The organism is Pseudomonas caricapapayae (assembly GCF_001400735.1).
In the GTDB taxonomy this organism is placed as follows: Bacteria; Pseudomonadota; Gammaproteobacteria; order Pseudomonadales; family Pseudomonadaceae; genus Aquipseudomonas; species Aquipseudomonas caricapapayae.
Genome location: NZ_LJPW01000013.1, coordinates 22,443 through 40,649 on the forward strand (window position 1 = coordinate 22,443; position 18,207 = coordinate 40,649).

The 18,207-nt window shown below is 59.1% G+C and carries 15 protein-coding genes; 11 read left to right on the plus strand and 4 right to left on the minus strand.

The genetic code is table 11. The annotated features are described in order from the left end of the window. The first annotated feature begins 2 nt into the window (after positions 1-2). The 8 genes from ispG (at position 3) to ALO80_RS02720 (ending at position 8,396) form a co-directional block, all read left to right on the plus strand. Positions 3-1,112, plus strand: a complete 1,110-nt coding sequence (gene ispG / locus ALO80_RS02685) for a flavodoxin-dependent (E)-4-hydroxy-3-methylbut-2-enyl-diphosphate synthase (protein WP_004656273.1) — start codon at positions 3-5, stop codon at positions 1,110-1,112. Between the two features lie 22 nt (positions 1,113-1,134). Further along, complete coding sequence (gene hisS, locus ALO80_RS02690) at positions 1,135-2,424, plus strand: histidine--tRNA ligase (RefSeq protein WP_055005297.1); 1,290 nt, start codon at positions 1,135-1,137, stop codon at positions 2,422-2,424. A gap of 38 nt (positions 2,425-2,462) precedes the next feature. Beyond that, positions 2,463-3,104, plus strand: a complete 642-nt coding sequence (locus ALO80_RS02695; protein WP_005760075.1) for a YfgM family protein — start codon at positions 2,463-2,465, stop codon at positions 3,102-3,104. Then, positions 3,097-4,251: an outer membrane protein assembly factor BamB gene (gene bamB, locus ALO80_RS02700; RefSeq protein ID WP_054988615.1), complete on the plus strand. Its 1,155-nt coding sequence runs from the start codon at positions 3,097-3,099 to the stop codon at positions 4,249-4,251. Before ALO80_RS02695 ends, bamB begins: the two co-directional genes overlap by 8 nt. A 138-nt stretch (positions 4,252-4,389) precedes the next feature. Further along, positions 4,390-5,862 (plus strand): ribosome biogenesis GTPase Der, encoded by a 1,473-nt coding sequence (gene der, locus ALO80_RS02705; protein WP_055005298.1) that lies wholly within the window; start codon positions 4,390-4,392, stop codon positions 5,860-5,862. A gap of 110 nt (positions 5,863-5,972) precedes the next feature. Continuing rightward, entirely contained in the window at positions 5,973-7,121 is a 1,149-nt protein-coding gene (locus tag ALO80_RS02710) for a pyridoxal phosphate-dependent aminotransferase (RefSeq protein ID WP_055007834.1), read from the plus strand. Then, positions 7,109-7,900 (plus strand): amidohydrolase, encoded by a 792-nt coding sequence (locus ALO80_RS02715; protein ID WP_055007835.1) that lies wholly within the window; start codon positions 7,109-7,111, stop codon positions 7,898-7,900. Before ALO80_RS02710 ends, ALO80_RS02715 begins: the two co-directional genes overlap by 13 nt. 58 nt (positions 7,901-7,958) lie before the next feature. Then, positions 7,959-8,396: a hypothetical protein gene (locus tag ALO80_RS02720; protein WP_055007836.1), complete on the plus strand. Its 438-nt coding sequence runs from the start codon at positions 7,959-7,961 to the stop codon at positions 8,394-8,396. A 126-nt stretch (positions 8,397-8,522) separates the two neighbouring features. On the opposite strand, the gene ALO80_RS02725 is transcribed toward ALO80_RS02720, so the two are convergent. The 4 genes from ALO80_RS02725 to xseA all read right to left on the minus strand — a co-directional run bounded on the left by ALO80_RS02725 (position 8,523) and on the right by xseA (position 13,999). Beyond that, positions 8,523-9,392, minus strand: a complete 870-nt coding sequence (locus ALO80_RS02725; protein ID WP_055007837.1) for an isocitrate lyase/PEP mutase family protein — start codon at positions 9,390-9,392, stop codon at positions 8,523-8,525. Positions 9,393-9,746: 354 nt separating this feature from the next. Beyond that, positions 9,747-11,417 carry a 2-isopropylmalate synthase gene (leuA, locus tag ALO80_RS02730; RefSeq protein WP_055007838.1) on the minus strand — a complete coding sequence of 557 codons (1,671 nt, stop codon included), beginning with the start codon at positions 11,415-11,417 and terminating at the stop codon, positions 9,747-9,749. 370 nt (positions 11,418-11,787) lie between these two features. Further along, the gene (locus ALO80_RS02735) at positions 11,788-12,612 is read right to left on the minus strand and encodes a M23 family metallopeptidase (protein ID WP_055007839.1); all 825 of its coding nucleotides are present in this window, start codon (positions 12,610-12,612) and stop codon (positions 11,788-11,790) included. Between the two features lie 7 nt (positions 12,613-12,619). Further along, positions 12,620-13,999 carry an exodeoxyribonuclease VII large subunit gene (gene xseA / locus ALO80_RS02740; protein ID WP_162491657.1) on the minus strand — a complete coding sequence of 460 codons (1,380 nt, stop codon included), beginning with the start codon at positions 13,997-13,999 and terminating at the stop codon, positions 12,620-12,622. Positions 14,000-14,130: 131 nt separating this feature from the next. Between xseA and ALO80_RS02745 the strand changes: the two genes are divergently transcribed. From ALO80_RS02745 to guaA, 3 genes are all read left to right on the plus strand, one after another. Then, positions 14,131-14,679, plus strand: a complete 549-nt coding sequence (locus ALO80_RS02745; RefSeq protein ID WP_055007841.1) for a hypothetical protein — start codon at positions 14,131-14,133, stop codon at positions 14,677-14,679. A gap of 94 nt (positions 14,680-14,773) precedes the next feature. After that, the gene (gene guaB, locus ALO80_RS02750; RefSeq protein WP_055007842.1) at positions 14,774-16,243 is read left to right on the plus strand and encodes an IMP dehydrogenase; all 1,470 of its coding nucleotides are present in this window, start codon (positions 14,774-14,776) and stop codon (positions 16,241-16,243) included. A 116-nt stretch (positions 16,244-16,359) separates the two neighbouring features. Continuing rightward, positions 16,360-17,937, plus strand: coding sequence for a glutamine-hydrolyzing GMP synthase (guaA, locus tag ALO80_RS02755; RefSeq protein WP_055007843.1), 1,578 nt, complete (start codon positions 16,360-16,362; stop codon positions 17,935-17,937). Positions 17,938-18,207: the final 270 nt, after the last annotated feature.

Below are 18,207 nucleotides of genomic sequence, written 5' to 3' on the forward strand. Positions count from 1 at the left end.
TCATGCACGGCGAATCTCCAATCAAGCGTCGCGAATCCCGAAAAATATGGGTCGGTTCCGTACCGGTCGGCGGTGATGCGCCGATCGCGGTGCAGAGCATGACCAACAGCGATACCAATGATGTCGCCGCCACCGTGGCCCAGATCAATCGTCTGGAAGCGGCCGGCGTCGACATCGTGCGTGTTTCCGTACCGGACATGGACGCCGCCGAGGCTTTTGGGCGTATCAAGCAACTGGTCAAGGTGCCGCTGGTCGCCGATATCCATTTCGATTACCGCATTGCGTTGCGTGTGGCGGAGCTGGGTGTCGACTGTCTGCGTATCAATCCGGGCAATATCGGTCGCGAAGACCGTGTGCGGGCCGTGGTCGATGCTGCGCGTGATCGCGGTATTCCGATCCGGATCGGCGTCAATGCCGGATCGCTGGAAAAAGACCTGCAGAAGAAGTATGGCGAGCCAACGCCGGAAGCCCTCGTCGAGTCTGCGCTGCGTCACGTCGAACACCTGGAGCGCCTGAACTTTCAGGACTTCAAGGTCAGCGTCAAAGCCTCCGATGTGTTCATGGCCGTCGCTGCCTACCGTCTGCTGGCCAAACAGATCGTCCAGCCGCTGCACCTGGGTATCACCGAGGCCGGTGGCTTGCGTTCAGGCACAGTGAAATCGGCTGTCGGTCTCGGTATGCTGCTCGCCGAAGGAATTGGCGATACTATCCGCATCTCGCTGGCTGCCGATCCCGTCGAGGAAGTGAAGGTCGGTTACGACATCCTCAAGTCCTTGCGCCTTCGTTCCCGTGGCATCAACTTCATCGCCTGCCCGAGTTGCTCGCGGCAGAACTTCGATGTGGTCAAGACCATGAACGAGCTTGAAGGTCGCCTCGAGGATTTGCTGGTGCCGCTCGATGTCGCAGTGATCGGTTGTGTGGTCAACGGTCCAGGCGAGGCCAAGGAGGCGCATATCGGCCTGACGGGCGGTACACCCAACCTGATCTACATCGACGGCAAGCCAGCGCAGAAACTGACCAACGACAATCTTGTGGACGAGCTTGAACGCTTGATTCGCGAGAAAGCGGCTGAAAAGGCCGAAGCCGACGCATCGGTCATCGTGCGCGGCTAACCAGGATTGCTAAGGATTTTCTGTGAGTAAGTCTCTACAAGCCATTCGTGGCATGAATGACATCCTGCCCGAGCAGACGCCGTTGTGGCGCCACTTCGAAGGCACTGTTTCACGACTGCTGGATAACTACGGTTACCGGCAGATTCGTATGCCTATCGTCGAATTCACCGAGCTGTTCAAGCGCTCCATCGGTGAAGTGACCGATATCGTCGAGAAAGAAATGTACACCTTCGCCGACCGCAACGGCGACTCCCTGACCCTGCGCCCGGAAGGCACTGCCGCCTGTGTGCGTGCGGTTCTGGAGCATGGCATCACCGGTGGCGGTCAGGTTCAGAAACTCTGGTACATCGGCCCGATGTTTCGTCACGAGCGACCACAGAAAGGTCGTTATCGCCAGTTTCACCAGATTGGTGTAGAGGTCTTCAACCTTGATGGGCCGGACATCGACGCCGAACTGATTGTCATGACCTGGCGCCTCTGGGGCCTGCTGGGCATTCGCAATGCGGTCAAGCTCGAACTGAACAGCCTGGGCACCAGCGAGGCGCGTGCGCGCTATCGGGATGCGCTGGTCGAGTATCTGTCGGCACGTCTTGATCAGCTCGACGAAGACAGCCAGCGCCGCCTGAAAACCAATCCGCTGCGGGTCCTCGATACCAAACACCCTGAAACCCAGGCTGTGCTGGTCGATGCACCGAAGCTGGCGGATTATCTGGATGATGAATCACGCGTTCACTTCGAAGGCCTGAAGGCCCGTCTGGACGCGGCAGGCATTCCTTATGTCATCAACCCGAAGCTGGTTCGCGGGCTGGACTATTACAGCAAGACCGTTTTCGAATGGGTCACCGATCAACTGGGTGCCCAGGGTACGGTCTGTGCCGGTGGTCGCTATGATGGCCTGGTCGAGCAGATGGGCGGCAAGCCCACTGCCGGCGTCGGTTTCGCGATGGGTATCGAACGTCTGGTGCTGTTGCTGGAGACCCTTGAGCAGGTCCCGGAAGAAATTGCCCGTCAGGTCGATGTCTACCTGTGCGCCTTTGGCGAAGCGGCCGAGCTGGCGGCGCTGGCCCTCACCGAAAAGGTGCGTGATCAGTTGCCGAACCTGCGTTTACAGGTCAATGCCGGTGCCGGAAGCTTCAAAAGCCAGTTCAAGAAGGCCGACAAGAGTGGTGCGCTGTATGCGCTGATCCTCGGTGAAGAAGAACTTGCTGCACAGGTCATAGGCGTCAAACCCCTGCGTGGTCAGGGTGAACAACAGAATATTGCCTGGGATGCTCTCTCGGAGCACCTGGCCTCCTGCGTTGTGCAGGGTTGAAGCTGATTAACAGCCGTTTAGCGAATAGGAGTATTGGGGTGTCGGGTACCGAAGATGAAGAGCTGGCGGTAATGAAGGACTGGTGGCAGCGTAACGGCAAACCCTTGTTGACCGGTGGTCTGCTTGCGTTGGTCGTGGTCTTGGGTTGGCAGTTCTGGCACCGGTATCAGGCCGGCCAGTCGCAAGGTGCCTCGATGCTTTATCAGCAATTGCTGGAAACCGCACTGACGCCGAGTGGCCAGGCAGACACCGCCCGTGTCGCCGAAATATCCGGCAAACTGAAAAGCGAATTCGGTGGCACTACCTACGCACAGTTCGGTAGCCTGTTCGTCGCCAAGGTGGCGGTCGATGCCGGCAAGCTGGACGATGCCGCAGCCGAGCTGAAAACCGTGGCTGACAAGCCTGCCAACGACACGCTGGGTGAAATTGCCCGTCAACGTCTGGCTCGTGTGCTGGCTGCGCAGAACAAGACCGATGACGCGCTGAAGCTGCTCGACGGCGATGCCGACAAGGCTTTCCTCGCCAGTCGTGAAGAACTCAAGGGTGACCTGCTGGTACAGCTGGGTCGTACCGACGAGGCCTATGCTGCATACCAAAAGGCCAAATCCGCGCTGTCCGAAGACGCAGCGGTAGGTGGCCTGCAAATGAAGCTCGACGATCTGGCGAAAGGGGATGCGTGACGTGATTCGTTGGAAACATGCAGCATTGCTGGCTCTGGCCATTCTGGCCGCGGGTTGCAGCAGCAACAGCAAAAAGGAATTGCCTCCGGCCGAGCTGACCGACTTCAAAGAAGAAGTGGTTCTGCACAAGCAGTGGAGCCGTTCCATTGGCGACGGTCAGGGCAAGACGTACAACATGCTCGTGCCGGCCATTGATGGCGACCGCATTTATGCGGCTGACGTTACGGGTGAAGTCGTCTCGCTGGATCGTCTGACCGGTGACGTGATCTGGAAGAAAGATCTCGATCTGCCCGTTTCCGGTGCAGTCGGCGTAGGTTATGGTCTGGTGATGATCGGCACCCTCAAGGGTGAAGTCATTGCCATGGACGCTACTTCCGGTGAGGAAAAGTGGCGTGCTCGCGTGACCAGCGAAGTGCTGGCCCCGCCTGCCACCAACGGTTCCGTGGTCGTTGTCCAGACTCAGGATGACCGTATTGTCGGTTTCGACGCCTCTACCGGTTCGCAACTCTGGATCTACGAAAGTACGCCAGCGGTACTGACGCTGCGTGGCACGGGAGCTCCGCTCGCAACCAACCGTCTCGCCGTGGCGGGGCTGTCGACCGGCAAGGTCGTCGCCCTGGATATCACCAACGGCGTACCGATCTGGGAGCAGCGTGTTGCCATCCCGCAAGGTCGCTCGGAACTGGATCGCGTGGTCGACATCGACGGCGGCCTGTTGCTGTCAGGCGGTACACTGTATGTCGCGACCTATCAGGGCCGCGTCGCAGGTCTGGAACTGGAAAGCGGTCGTGTGCTCTGGCAGCGTGACGCTTCCAGCTACTCGGGCGTAGCCCAGGGCTTTGGCAGCGTTTACGCCACCCTGGCCTCCGGCACTGTAGAGGGCATCGACGAGCGTTCGTCTTCGGCACTGTGGAGCAACGAATCGCTGGCCCGTCGCCAACTGGGCGCGCCGGAAGTGTATTCCAGCTATGTAGCGGTCGGTGACATGGAAGGCTACCTTCATCTGCTGAGTCAGGTGGACGGTCGCTTTGTAGGTCGCGAACGTATCGACAGCGACGGCCTGCGCGCGCGTCCGCTGGTGGTTGGGGACATGATTTACGTGTATGGCAACAGCGGCAAACTGGAAGCCCTGACCATCAAGCAATAAGTGTCCATGCCCAAGGCTCATGGCCTTGGGTGCCCTTGCTTCGGCAAGGCTGCGGTGCCTTTGTGGCATTGCCCCGAACTCCGGCCGCTGCCCTGCAGCGGCTTTTGTATTTTCTGAAATAACGAAGTGGAGAGCCGCATGGTTCCCGTAATCGCCCTGGTGGGTCGACCGAACGTCGGCAAGTCCACCATGTTCAACCGCCTGACCAGGACTCGCGACGCCATTGTCGGCGATCTGTCCGGTCTTACCCGTGATCGCCAATACGGAGAGGCGAAGTGGCAAGGGCGCTCCTATATTCTGATCGACACCGGCGGTATCTCCGGTGACGAGCATGGCATGGACGAAAAGATGGCCGAGCAGTCGCTGCTGGCCATTGAAGAAGCCGATGTGGTGCTGTTTCTGGTGGATGCCCGTGCGGGCTACACCGCTGCTGATCAGATGATTGGTGAGCACCTGCGCAAACGCAACAAGCGTTCCTACGTGGTTGCCAACAAGATCGACAATATCGATGAGAACCTGGCGCGTGCCGAGTTCAGCCCGATGGGTCTGGGCGACGCCATTCCGGTAGCCGGTGCCCACGGTCGTGGCATCTCGCAGATGCTCGAAATTGCCCTGCGGGACTTTCCCAAGGACGAAGACGAGCTGGAGGAAGGCGAGGAGGTCGAGGAAGTCGCCGAAGGTCAGGAAGCCAAGCGCATTCCAGGCCCGAGCGAAAAGGACGGCATCAAGATCGCCATCATCGGTCGTCCCAACGTCGGCAAATCGACGTTGGTCAACCGGATGCTGGGTGAAGATCGGGTTATTGTCTATGACGAGCCGGGCACGACGCGCGACAGTATCTATATTCCCTTCGAACGTAACGAAGAGAAGTACACGCTGATCGACACTGCCGGTGTGCGCAAGCGCGGCAAGATCCACGAGGAAGTCGAGAAGTTCTCGGTGGTCAAGACGCTGCAGGCCATCAAAGACGCCAACGTGGTGATTTTTGTGATGGACGCCCGTGAAGGGGTGGTCGACCATGACCTGAACCTGCTGGGCTTCGCCCTTGAAGCCGGTCGTGCGCTGGTCATTGCGCTGAACAAGTGGGATGGCATGACGCCGGGCGAACGTGATTTCGTGAAAATCGAGCTGGAACGCCGGCTTTTCTTCGTCGACTTTGCAGACATCCACTTCATTTCTGCAATGCACGGCACGGGCGTGGGCAACCTGTATCAGTCGGTACAGAACTCGTTCAAGTCTGCTGTAACTCGCTGGCCAACCAGCCGCCTGACCCAGATTCTGGAAGATGCGGTCAGCGAGCATGCGCCGCCGATGGTCGGCAGCCGACGCATCAAGCTGCGCTACGCTCACTTGGGCGGTGCCAACCCGCCGTTGATCGTGATTCACGGCAACCAGGTCGAGAAAGTACCCAAGTCCTATGTCCGTTACCTGGAAAACACCTATCGCCGCGTGCTCAAACTGGTCGGTACGCCGATCCGCATCGAGTTCAAGGGTGGCGAGAACCCGTATGAAGGCAACAAGAACACGCTGACTGACCGTCAGGTCAACAAAAAGCGTCGAATGATGTCGCACCACAAGAAAGCCGACAAGAAGCGCCGCGACAAGCGCTGAACCGGCAGCAGGAAAAAGGCGCTTCGGCGCCTTTTTTTGTGCCCGTTTTATGGGCTATCCTGCCTGACCCCGTGCCGCCCGGCGTCGGGAGATTGCAGGGAAAGGGTTCCATGATCGACAGCAAGTTGCCCAACGTGGGCACCACTATCTTCACCGTCATGTCACAGCTGGCCGCCGAAACCGGTGCTATCAACCTGTCCCAAGGGTTTCCCGATTTCGACGGGCCGCAGGCGCTGCGCGATGCGGTCTGCCGACATGTCGCTCAAGGCCATAATCAGTACTCACCGATGACCGGGCTGCCTGCGCTTCGTCAGCAGGTGGCGGCAAAGATCGCCCGCAGTTACGGGCGTGAGGTTAACCCTGACAGCGAAATCACCATTACGCCCGGGGCTACTCAGGCGATTTTTTGCGCGATCCAGAGCGTTATCCGGACCGGTGACGAGGTGATTATTTTCGACCCTTGCTATGACAGCTATGAACCTGCTGTCGAGCTGGCCGGAGGTCGCTGCGTTCACGTGCAACTGGCACTCGATGACTTTTCCATTGACTGGCAAAAGCTGACCGATGCGCTGAGCCCGCGCACACGCATGATCGTCATCAACAGCCCACACAACCCGAGCGGGGCTCTGATCAGTCGCGCCGAGCTTGATCGATTGGCCGCACTGATTGCCGAGCGCGATATCTACCTGCTCAGTGATGAAGTCTACGAACATCTGGTGTTCGACGGCGCACGCCATGTCAGTGTGCTTGACCACGAAGCGCTGTATCAGCGCGCTTTTGTCGTCAGCTCTTTCGGCAAGACGTATCACGTTACCGGCTGGAAAACCGGCTATGTGGTCGCACCTCCTGCGCTGACTGCCGAGTTGCGCAAGGTCCATCAGTACGTGAGTTTTTGTGGTGTGACGCCATTGCAGTACGCACTGGCCGATTTCATGGCTGAGCACCCGGAGCATGTTGATGAGTTGCCCGCCTTTTATCAGGCCAAGCGGGATTTTTTCTGTGGTCATCTGGCTGAATCGCGTTTCAGCTTCAGGCCGGTCGGCGGCACTTATTTTCAGTTGGTGGACTATTCGCAGATTCGGCCTGATCTGAACGATGTGGACATGGCTCTGTGGATGACCCGTGAGCACGGTGTGGCGAGCATTCCGATTTCTGTGTTCTACCAGAGCCCGCCAGCAGGACAGCGTCTGATTCGCCTGTGTTTCGCCAAGCAAGAAGCAACCTTGCTTCAGGCTGCGGAGAAACTATGCGCGATATAAGTGAACTGCCGAACCTGAATCTCGCGCTGATCCAGACCACGCTGGCCTGGCATGATCGCGAGGCCAACCTCGAGCACTTCGAGCAACTGCTCGACCAGGCGCGCGGTGTTGATCTGGTGATCCTCCCGGAAATGTTCACCACCGGGTTCTCGATGGAGTCCGAAGCCCTGGCCGAGCCGGAAGCCGGGCCTACATCAACATGGCTGCTGGCGCAGGCCAGACGCATCAACGCGGTGGTGACCGGCAGCGTCATCATCCGCGCTGCCGATGGCAGCCATCGCAACCGCCTGCTGTGGGCACGACCGGATGGTGAGTTGCTGCATTACGACAAGCGTCATCTGTTTCGCATGGCCGGTGAGCATGAGCACTACACGCCGGGCGAGCGTCAGGTGATGTTTGAGCTCAACGGCTGGCGTATTCGTCCGCTGATCTGCTATGACCTGCGCTTTCCGGTCTGGAGCCGTGATGCCGAGGGCACCGACTTGCTGGTGTACACCGCCAACTGGCCCGGCGCTCGACGTCTGCACTGGAATCGCCTGCTGCCTGCCAGAGCTATCGAAAACCTCTGCTATGTAGCTGCAGTCAATCGAGTGGGCTCGGATGGCAAGGGCTTTGCGTACACGGGTGACAGTCAGGTTCTGGATTTTCAGGGTGAAGGCGTCTTGAGTGCTGGCGAAGCTGATGGCGTATTCAAGGCGATCCTCAGCGCTGCTGATCTGCAGGCCTATCGCACCCGGTTCCCTGCCGGACTGGATGCTGATTCATTTATTGTTCATTAAATTGCTTCAGATTGTTACGGGGCAGCCGATAGGTAGTCCAGACCCTCAGGAGATCGCCATGACTACTATCAACACCTCCACGTTGAACACTTATTCAAGTTCACTGACGCTAACAGTCAAAAATCCCGATGCCGAGGCAACCAAGGCCGCCACTGCGAGCACAACGGAAGCCGAAAAGACGTCCGATCAGGCCTCGACAGAGGGTGGCAAGGCAGGCGCTGCAGCAGGCGGTGGCAGTGCTGGTGGTTCAACCAAGGCGGCGCTTGAGCAAACGATCGAGAAGATAAAACAACAGATCAAGGAGGCTCAGAAGCAATTGGCCCAGCAGCAGGCTCAATTGGCTGCGGCCCAAAGCGGTAAAGGTACGCCAGAAGAGAAAGCTCAGAAGGCTTTGGCGATCCAGGCACAGATCTCGGCCACCAGTGCCAATCTGCAAACGTTGCAAGGCTCGCTGTTGCAACTGCAGACCGAAGGCGGCGTCAACACCACTGCGTGATCTTTTCCGCAAGAGCGTCTGCAGTGACGCTCGATGCGTTCACGCTCCACATGGGTATGCTGCCTGGACGTACTGCGTTCGCTTCTGGTCAGGCGGCGCAGTGTCCAGAGTCAGTCATTCTGCCTGTTACTCATTCACGTTCATGAACTTGCGGGCCCACTCTACGTAGTCTTCGGGCTGAGTATAGGTATGGGTCAATTCCGTAGCGCTCATGTTCGACTCGCTGCCCAGTATCTGGCGTTGCTCGCGCAGGCAGTCGTAGGTGGCCTTGATCGCGGCAAAGTACGCAGCATGACCATGCACGCAGACCCTGACGCCCATCTCGGCGAGACGTGCATTGTCGTGCAGTTCCGGGTTGCCGTATGTGACCAGCATCAGCGGCACGGTCACGCCTTCGGATATCTGTGCCAGGTGATCAAAATCACGAATGCCGACAATGGTGATGCCATCAGCGCCAGCTGCCTGATACTGCTGAACCCGGCTGATGGCTTCCTGAACCGGGATGATTGCCGCATTGGTACGAGCGAAAATCGACATCTCCGGATCGACACGTGCTTCCAGCGCTGCGCGGATCTTGCCAACGCCTTCAGCCGTGGAAATCAGGTCAGTGGACTTGCGCCCGAATTGCGCAGGCAGCAGGGTATCTTCAATCGTCAGCGCAGAAATACCGGCGCGTTCCAGTTCGACCACGGTACGCATGACGTTAAGGGCATTGCCATAACCATGGTCTGCGTCCGCGATGACCGGGAGCTGCGCGACACGGCCGATGCGCGTGGCCTGCTCAACGAATTCGCTCAGGGTGATCAATGCGAAGTCAGGTGCTGCCAGCACCTGCAGCGACGCGACGGAGCCGCCGAGGATGCCTACTTCAAAGCCCAGATCCGCTGTGATTCGCGCTGACATGGGGTCGAACACCGAGGCTGTGTGAAAGCACGAATTCGACGAGGTGAGCGCCCGAAAACTGCGGCGCAAATCTTGATGGGAAGCCTTGGGCATAATCGCTCCAAATGTGATTGGATCAGCTCAGCGTACCGAGGCCGATGGTAATTTCAATGCACGGTGGGTCTGCCCGAGCATTCTTTTCGTCCGGAAATCAATGCAATAGTCGTCTTGGTTTTATAGGAAAGATGCAGCTGGCAGGTAAGTCCGGACGGGCATCGTCAGCATATGAATTGCTGTTGGATTGCGCCCGCGCTGGAGTAAAGGCAGCATGCTACCACAGCATAAATGAAAAAGATTATGCCGAAACAGGCAGGGTCATGCGTGGAATGCAAGAGGCTGGCGGGGAGGGAAGCGCAGGTTCGGTTTGCATGAGGATGGCGGATTTGCACCCGCCATCCTGCTGTCGACTCAGGCTGCCTTGGCCTGTGTCTGGCTCAGTGAGCGATTCAGTGCGCTGAACAGGGCTCGGAAGCTGGCGGTGGTAATGTTTTCATCAATGCCCACGCCGTGCACGGCACGCTCGCCGTTCACTCGCAGTTCGATGTAGGCAGCGGCCTTGGCCGTGGTGCCCGAACCAATCGCATGCTCGTTGTAGTCCATGATTTCCACGGCCACCGGCAGACCGGCCACCAGCGCTTCCAGCGCGCCTTTACCCTTGCCGCGCCAATGCTGGGTTTCACCGTCGACATGCACTTCGGCATCCACCGAGCTGTTGCCGTTCTCTTCCTGCAACTTATGACTGATCAGCGCATACGGCACATTGGCTTGCAGGTATTCGCGACGCAATAACGAGTGGATCTGCTCGGCGGTCATCTCCAGGCCCAGACGGTCGGTTTCACCCTGAACCACCTGACTGAACTCGATCTGCATGCGGCGTGGCAGGGAAATGCCATATTCCTGTTCCAGCAGGTAAGTGATGCCACCCTTGCCTGACTGGCTGTTGACACGAATCACCGCTTCGTAGCTACGACCGATGTCGGCCGGGTCGATCGGCAGGTAAGGCACTTCCCACAACTCGCCTTCCTTCTGCTGGGTGAAACCCTTGCGGATAGCATCCTGGTGCGAGCCGGAGAATGCAGTGTGAACCAGGTCGCCGACGTAGGGGTGACGCGGGTGAACCGGAATCTGGTTGCATTCTTCGACAACCTTGCGCACGCCGTCGATGTCCGAAAAGTCCAGCTCGGGGTCGATGCCCTGGGTGTAGAGGTTCAGTGCAACCGTAACCAGGTCGACGTTACCGGTCCGCTCGCCGTTGCCGAACAGGCAGCCTTCGACGCGATCCGCACCCGCCATCAGGCCCAGCTCGGTCGCAGCAACGCCAGTACCGCGGTCATTGTGCGTATGCAGGCTGATCAGCACGCTGTCGCGGCGGGTGATGTTGCGTCCGAACCACTCGATCTGGTCCGCATAAATGTTTGGCGTTGCTACTTCCACCGTAGCCGGGAGGTTGAGGATCACCTTGTTCTGAGGTGTCGGGTTCCAGACCTCGATCACGGCATCGCAGACTTCCTTGGCGAACTCCAGCTCGGTCGCACTGAAGGTTTCCGGCGAGTATTCGAAGGTCCACTGGGTTTCAGGCTGTTGTGCTGCGTATTTGACGAACAGCCTGGCCGCGTTGACCGCGATCTCCTTCACCCCGGCCTTGTCCTGATTGAAGACAATGCGGCGGAACGACGGGCTGGTCGCGTTATACAGGTGGACGATGGCTTTCTTGGCACCGCGCAGCGATTCGAATGTGCGGGCGATCAGGTCTTCGCGAGCCTGGGTCAGGACCTGGATAGTGGTGTCATCCGGGATGTGGCCGTCTTCGATCAGGGTGCGCACGAAGTCGAAGTCAGTCTGCGAAGCCGATGGAAAGGATGCCTCGATTTCCTTGACGCCGACGCTGACCAGGGTTTTCCAGAAGCGCAGCTTCTTGGCCGCGTCCATCGGTTCGATCAGCGACTGGTTGCCATCGCGCAGGTCGGAGCTGCACCAGACAGGCGCTGTATCGATGGTCTTCGAAGGCCAGGTGCGGTCGGGCAGATCAATGGTCGGGAACGCACGGTACTTCTTCGAGGGGTCTTTGAGCATGGTCATCAGGAAATCCTTTTGTATTCACGGGGCCGGGGTTGGGTCGGCCTGCCGTTCTGGATAGCACAGGGAATTACGAACACATGGGCGAGGCACAGCAATCTAGCCTGGCAGTCGGGCGCTGACCAGGCTGAGGCACCGGTGTTGGCGCAACAGAATGAGGGTTTGAGAGCTTTTCATGAGGCCAACCGTAACCATTGGGATGGATGATGGCAAGCACTTGAAAAAGATTGGGATAAATTCTCGAAAATGCGTTTTTATCGATCGTTTATAGCGGCATTTCAAGATTTACAGTGTGCTTATTGTTGGCTCAAAGCGATGTGCGCAAAGACAGGTCGCAGTGAGCAAGCGCCGCTGCGCTCGCTCACCGGATGGATCACGGCTGAAACGCGCCGATGAAGATCGCCGGGTCGACGCGTGCGTCGTTCAGGCTGACGTTCCAGTGCATGTGCGGGCCGGTTGCCCGGCCGGTGGCACCGACTTTGCCCACCACGCCGCCACGTGGCACCAGGTCACCGACCTTCACGTCGATTTTCGACATGTGGCAAAACATGCTGATAAAGCCCTGGCCATGGTCAACGAATACCGTATTGCCATTGAAGAAGTAATTGCCGGTCAGGATGACCTTGCCTGCTGCCGGTGACTTGATCGGTGTGCCGGCCGGTACGGCGAAATCCAGCCCTGAATGCGGGTTGCGTTCCTCGCCGTTGAAGAAGCGGCGCACGCCGAATTTGCTCGACAGCGGGCCGTTGACCGGCTTGTCCAGAATCAGGTTGCTCGGCGTGCCGGGGCTGAAACTGCGGTAGGCGCGTAGCTGTTCAGCCAGTTCGCCTTCGATGCGTTTGTTGTCTTCGGGGTTGGGATTGACCTGACGTTTGTTCTTCAGGGTGATGTGCTGTTCCGGGTATTTCTTGCTGCCAACCGTAAAGTTGAGTGCCCGCCCGCCGGAGGTGATTTGCTGAGTACCGGGCTTGACGGTCAGTGGAATGCCGACGATCGCCAGCCAGCGCGTGCCCTGTTCCTTGACCACCAGCACGGGTTTGCCTTGATAGGTGGCCGTTGGCGCTTGCGCACCTGTGCCCAGATCAATAACGGCCACGCCGCCGGGCACCGGTTTGTCGAGGGCGCGGGTAATAAAGCTGTCGGCGTGGGCGGGCAGGCACAGCAGTAGCGCGAACAGCGGGGCGATAAGACGTAGCATCAGGCAGTCAGTCCAGAAGGGAAAGGGTCACGGGTGTGAGGTGGTTGTCTTCGACACGTACTTGCAGTTCGCCTTCGCCGAGCCTGGCGGTAAGTCGCTGGCCCGTCCTGGTTTGTGCGGCGTTACGGATCGCATGGCCGCGCTCGTCGAGCAGGATGCTGTAGCCGCGCCCTAGTGTGGCGAGCGGGCTGACGACATTGAGAGTCTGCACCTGACTCTGCAGCTGCAGCTTGCGCGCCTTGATCTGTTCGCGAATGGCTCTCGGCAGCCGCTCGGCCAACGCATCCAGACGCTGACGCAGGAAGGCCAGGGTTCGTCCTGGATGCTGGGCCGCGAGACGACTCTCCATGTGGGCGAGACGCACCTGACGTTGATGCATGTTCTGTTCAAAGGCGCGGCGCAGGCGCATGTCCAGATCGTCCAGGCGTTGGGACTGCTGGCGCAACCGTTCGCCAGGGTGACGCAGACGTCGTGAAATACCTTCGAGACGCAGCCGTTCGCGCATCAGGCGATCCTGCATGCGGCTCACCAGTCGCCGGTGCAGGTTGTCGACGCGTCGATGCAGGTCGCTGGAATCCGGGGCGAGCAGTTCGGCGGCAGCGGAGGGCGTCGGAGCGCGCACGTCGGCGACAAAGTCGCTGATGGAAACATCGGTTTCATGCCCGACAGCGCTGACAATCGGCGTCACGCACGCGTCGATGGCGCGGGCGACGGCTTCTTCGTTGAAGCACCACAGGTCCTCCAGCGAGCCGCCGCCACGGGCCAGGATCAGCGCATCGAAGCCTCTGCTGTCGGCCAGCTTTAGTGCGCGGACAATCTGGTTGATCGCCTCGCGGCCTTGAACGGCTGTGGGAATCAAGGTCAGCTCGACCCGTGGTGCGCGACGGCGGAACACGCTGATGATGTCGCGGATCACCGCACCGGTCGGTGAGCTGATGATCCCGATACGTTGCGGGTGCAGTGGCAGAGCGACCTTGCGCTCGGCGCTGAACATGCCTTCGTCGCTGAGCTTGGCCTTCAATGCATCGAACGCCAGGCGCAATGCACCATCACCGGCAGGTTCCACTGTATCGAGAATCAACTGATAGTCGCCGCGGCCTTCAAATAGCGAAACCTTACCGCGCACCTTGACCTGCAAGCCGTCCTTGAGCGCCTGGCGCACGCGGGCTGCGCTCTGCCGGAACAACGCGCAGCGCACCTGCGCACCAGAGTCCTTGAGCGTGAAATACACATGACCCGAAGCCGGACGCGAGAGATTGGAAATCTCGCCTTCGACCCAGATACTGCTGAACACGTCCTCCAGCAACACCCGCGCACGGCCGTTGAGCTGGCTGACAGTAAGGACTTCCCGGTCGAGGCCGAGTCTTGCGAAAGGGTCTTTGATCATGTCGGGCATCATAATGGCAATGCAGGTCTGGCGCACGGGTCTGTATCGCCGCTTCGAGCAGGATTTCACCTTGACCAGAATCATCAGCCTATTAAGCTGCGGCCTCGAACAGTTTTAAGCGACGCTCCGTTATGAACACCCAAAGCATTATCGTCCCGCAAATCTCCACGTTCCCCGGGCACGAGGCCCGAGCGCGGTTGATCCTGCGCTGGCTGGTCAAACTCGATATGGTCGAGCCGGAGCTGACGACCTGTGGGCGGACCTATAACAAGATGGCCTACGCGGTGGCACCCGGAGCGAAGCGGGTGGTGAAGAAGCCCGATGCGTTGCCGTTCGGGCAAACGGTCAACGGCCTGGAAATCGTCACCAGACGCTGCATCTATACCCCGCTGAACGACTTTGCCGAGGAGGCCGGTTGCCCGGAGTGTCGTCGCGAAGTGGGGGAGGCACTGTTCGATAGCCTGGAGGACTGGATGCCCGGTCACACGGATAATTTCACATGCCCCGAATGTCGCCATGAAGATGACATCAACGGTTTTCTGTTTCTGGATGCCTGCGGGTTTTCCAACCTGGGTTTCATCTTCAATAACTGGCTGGATGCTTCGTTCACGCAGACCTTTCTGGACGACTTCGCCGAACGTCTGGATCGCCCGGTGTCTTTCGTTCATGTGCGTCTATAAACAGCTTTGATAATAGGCTGAGGTTTACATTGAGCCGGGCGGGGTCTGTAGGTATAATGGCGCGCTTCCAATTTCCCGCCCGGGAGCCCCCGCGATGCTGCGTATCAGTCAAGAAGCCCTTACATTCGACGACATTCTCCTTGTGCCCGGTTATTCCGAGGTGCTTCCTAACGAAGTCAGTCTGAAAACCCGTTTGACCCGTGGCATCGAGCTGAATATACCTTTGGTCTCTGCTGCAATGGATACAGTCACCGAGGCCCGTCTGGCGATTGCCATGGCCCAGGAAGGTGGTATCGGTATCATCCACAAGAACATGACCATCGAGCAGCAAGCTGCCGAAGTGCGCAAGGTCAAGAAGTTCGAGGCCGGTGTCGTCAAGGACCCGATCACGATCGAAGCCGATGCCACTGTCCGCGATCTGTTCGAACTCACTCGCATGCACAACATTTCCGGCGTACCGGTCCTGCACGATGGCGACCTGGTCGGCATTGTGACGTCCCGCGACGTACGCTTCGAAAACCGTCTTGATGTCCCGGTCCGTGAAGTGATGACGCCCAAAGAGCGTCTGGTCACGGTGGGTGAAGGCGCCGACAAGAACGAAGTGCGCGAACTGCTGCACAAGCACCGGCTTGAAAAAGTCCTGATCGTCGACGGCAACTTCGCGCTCAAGGGCATGATGACCGTCAAGGACATCGAAAAAGCCAAGGCTTACCCGCTGGCCAGCAAGGACGATCAGGCTCGCCTGCGTGTCGGCGCTGCAGTCGGTACCGGCAAGGACACCGGCGAGCGCGTCACCGCGCTGGTTGCTGCCGGCGTTGACGTTGTCGTGGTCGACACCGCTCACGGTCACTCCAAGGGGGTGATCGACCGCGTTCGCTGGGTCAAGGAAAACTTCCCTCAGGTACAGGTCATCGGCGGCAACATCGCTACCGGCGAGGCTGCCAGAGCGCTGGTTGCTGCGGGTGCCGATGCAGTCAAGGTCGGTATCGGCCCTGGCTCCATCTGCACCACGCGTATCGTTGCCGGTGTCGGCGTGCCGCAGATCAGCGCCATCGCCAACGTCTCCGCTGCCCTTGAAGGCACGGGCGTGCCGATGATCGCCGACGGCGGTATCCGCTTCTCCGGTGACCTGTCCAAGGCCATCGTGGCCGGTGCCTCCTGCGTGATGATGGGGTCGATGTTCGCCGGTACCGAAGAAGCGCCGGGCGAAATCGAGCTGTTTCAGGGGCGCTCCTACAAGGCTTATCGCGGCATGGGATCGCTGGGTGCAATGTCCCAGGCGCAAGGCTCGTCCGATCGCTACTTCCAGGATTCGTCTGCAGGTGCCGAGAAACTGGTGCCGGAAGGTATCGAAGGTCGTGTGGCCTATAAAGGTCCGTTGTCGGCCATCATCCATCAGTTGATGGGCGGCCTGCGCTCCTCCATGGGTTACACCGGCAGTGCCGACATCGAGCAGATGCGCACCAAACCCGAGTTTGTTCGCATCACCGGTGCCGGTATGGCTGAATCCCACGTCCATGACGTGCAGATCACCAAGGAAGCGCCGAACTATCGCGTCGGCTAACGCCTCCAGCTTCAAGCAATCAGCTACAAGCGGTAGTTACGCAAAGGTAACTACCGCATTGATTCCGACAACTTGCCGCTTGCAGCTTATAGCTTGCAGCTGCTCAGAGAGTTTCCATGGCCCTCGACATTCACGCCCACCGTATCTTGATCCTCGACTTCGGTTCCCAGTACACCCAGCTGATCGCCCGCCGCGTGCGCGAAATCGGCGTGTATTGCGAGCTGCATCCGTTTGACATGGACGACGAAGCGATTCGCGAATTCGCTCCAAAAGGCGTGATCCTCGCCGGCGGCCCCGAGTCCGTACACGAAGCCGACAGCCCGCGCTGCCCGCAAGCGGTATTTGACCTGGGTGTGCCGGTTTTCGGTATCTGCTACGGCATGCAGACCATGGCCGAGCAGTTGGGCGGCAAGGTTGCTGGTTCTGAGCTGCGCGAGTTCGGCTACGCTCGCGTTGACGTAGTCGGCAAAAGCCGTCTGCTCGATGGTATCGAAGACCATATCGACGCCGACGGCCTGTTTGGCCTCGACGTATGGATGAGTCACGGTGACAAGGTCACCAAACTGCCGGAAGACTTCCACATTCTGGCCAGTACCCCGAGCTGCCCGATTGCCGGTATGGCTGACGACGCTCGCGGTTACTACGGCGTGCAGTTCCACCCGGAAGTGACCCACACCAAGCAGGGCGGTCGCATCCTGTCGCGCTTCATCCTCGACATTTGCGGCTGTGAAGCACTGTGGACCCCTTCGAAGATTGCTGAAGACGCTATCGCTCAGGTTCGCGCTCAGGTCGGTACTGACAACGTCCTGCTGGGCCTGTCCGGCGGCGTTGACTCCTCCGTGGTCGCGGCGCTGCTGCACAAGGCCATCGGCGATCAACTGACCTGCGTATTCGTCGACAACGGCCTGCTGCGCCTGCACGAAGGCGAGCAGGTAATGGCCATGTTCGCCGAGAACATGGGCGTCAAGGTGATCCGTGCCAACGCCGAAGAGCAGTTCCTGAACAACCTGGAAGGCGAGAGCGATCCAGAGAAAAAGCGCAAGATCATCGGCCGCACCTTCATCGACGTATTCGATGCCGAGTCCTGCAAGCTGGATAACATCAAGTACCTGGCGCAAGGTACCATCTACCCGGACGTCATCGAGTCGGCTGGCGCGAAAAGCGGCAAGGCTCACGTCATCAAGTCGCACCACAACGTGGGCGGCCTGCCGGAAGAAATGAACCTCAAGCTGGTAGAGCCACTGCGCGAGCTGTTCAAGGACGAAGTCCGCCGCCTGGGCCTCGAACTCGGCCTGCCGTACGACATGGTCTACCGCCACCCATTCCCCGGCCCAGGCCTGGGCGTACGCATCCTTGGCGAAGTGAAGAAGGAATACGCCGACCTCCTGCGTCGTGCCGACCACATCTTCATCGAAGAACTGCGCAAGGCCGACTGGTATCACAAAGTCAGCCAAGCGTTCGTAGTGTTCCAGCCGGTCAAATCAGTCGGCGTCGTCGGCGACGGCCGCCGCTACGCCTGGGTCGTCGCGCTGCGCGCTGTCGAAACCATCGACTTCATGACCGCTCGCTGGGCGCACCTGCCTTATGAGCTGCTGGAGACAGTAAGCGGTCGGATCATCAACGAGATCGAAGGGATTTCGCGGGTGACTTATGACGTGTCGAGCAAGCCGCCGGCTACGATTGAGTGGGAGTGATCCCGCGTCCGGCACTGCTCGGCACGATCTAGCAAGAAATGCCCTGGAGCCCGCGTAATTGCGGGCTTTTGGCTTTTTGGGTCTGGCATCACCAGGCACCGTGTTTATGTGGCGTGATCCATCAAACAGCCCCCTCGCCACACTTCGCACTGGCACCAATCTGTTTAGCAATGCAAAAATGGCATCAGCACCCCGAACCACCAGGTTCGGATTTTTACAGCATGGATGCGTACAGGCGATGATCGGGCCTGTGTAAGGGATTTATGGTTT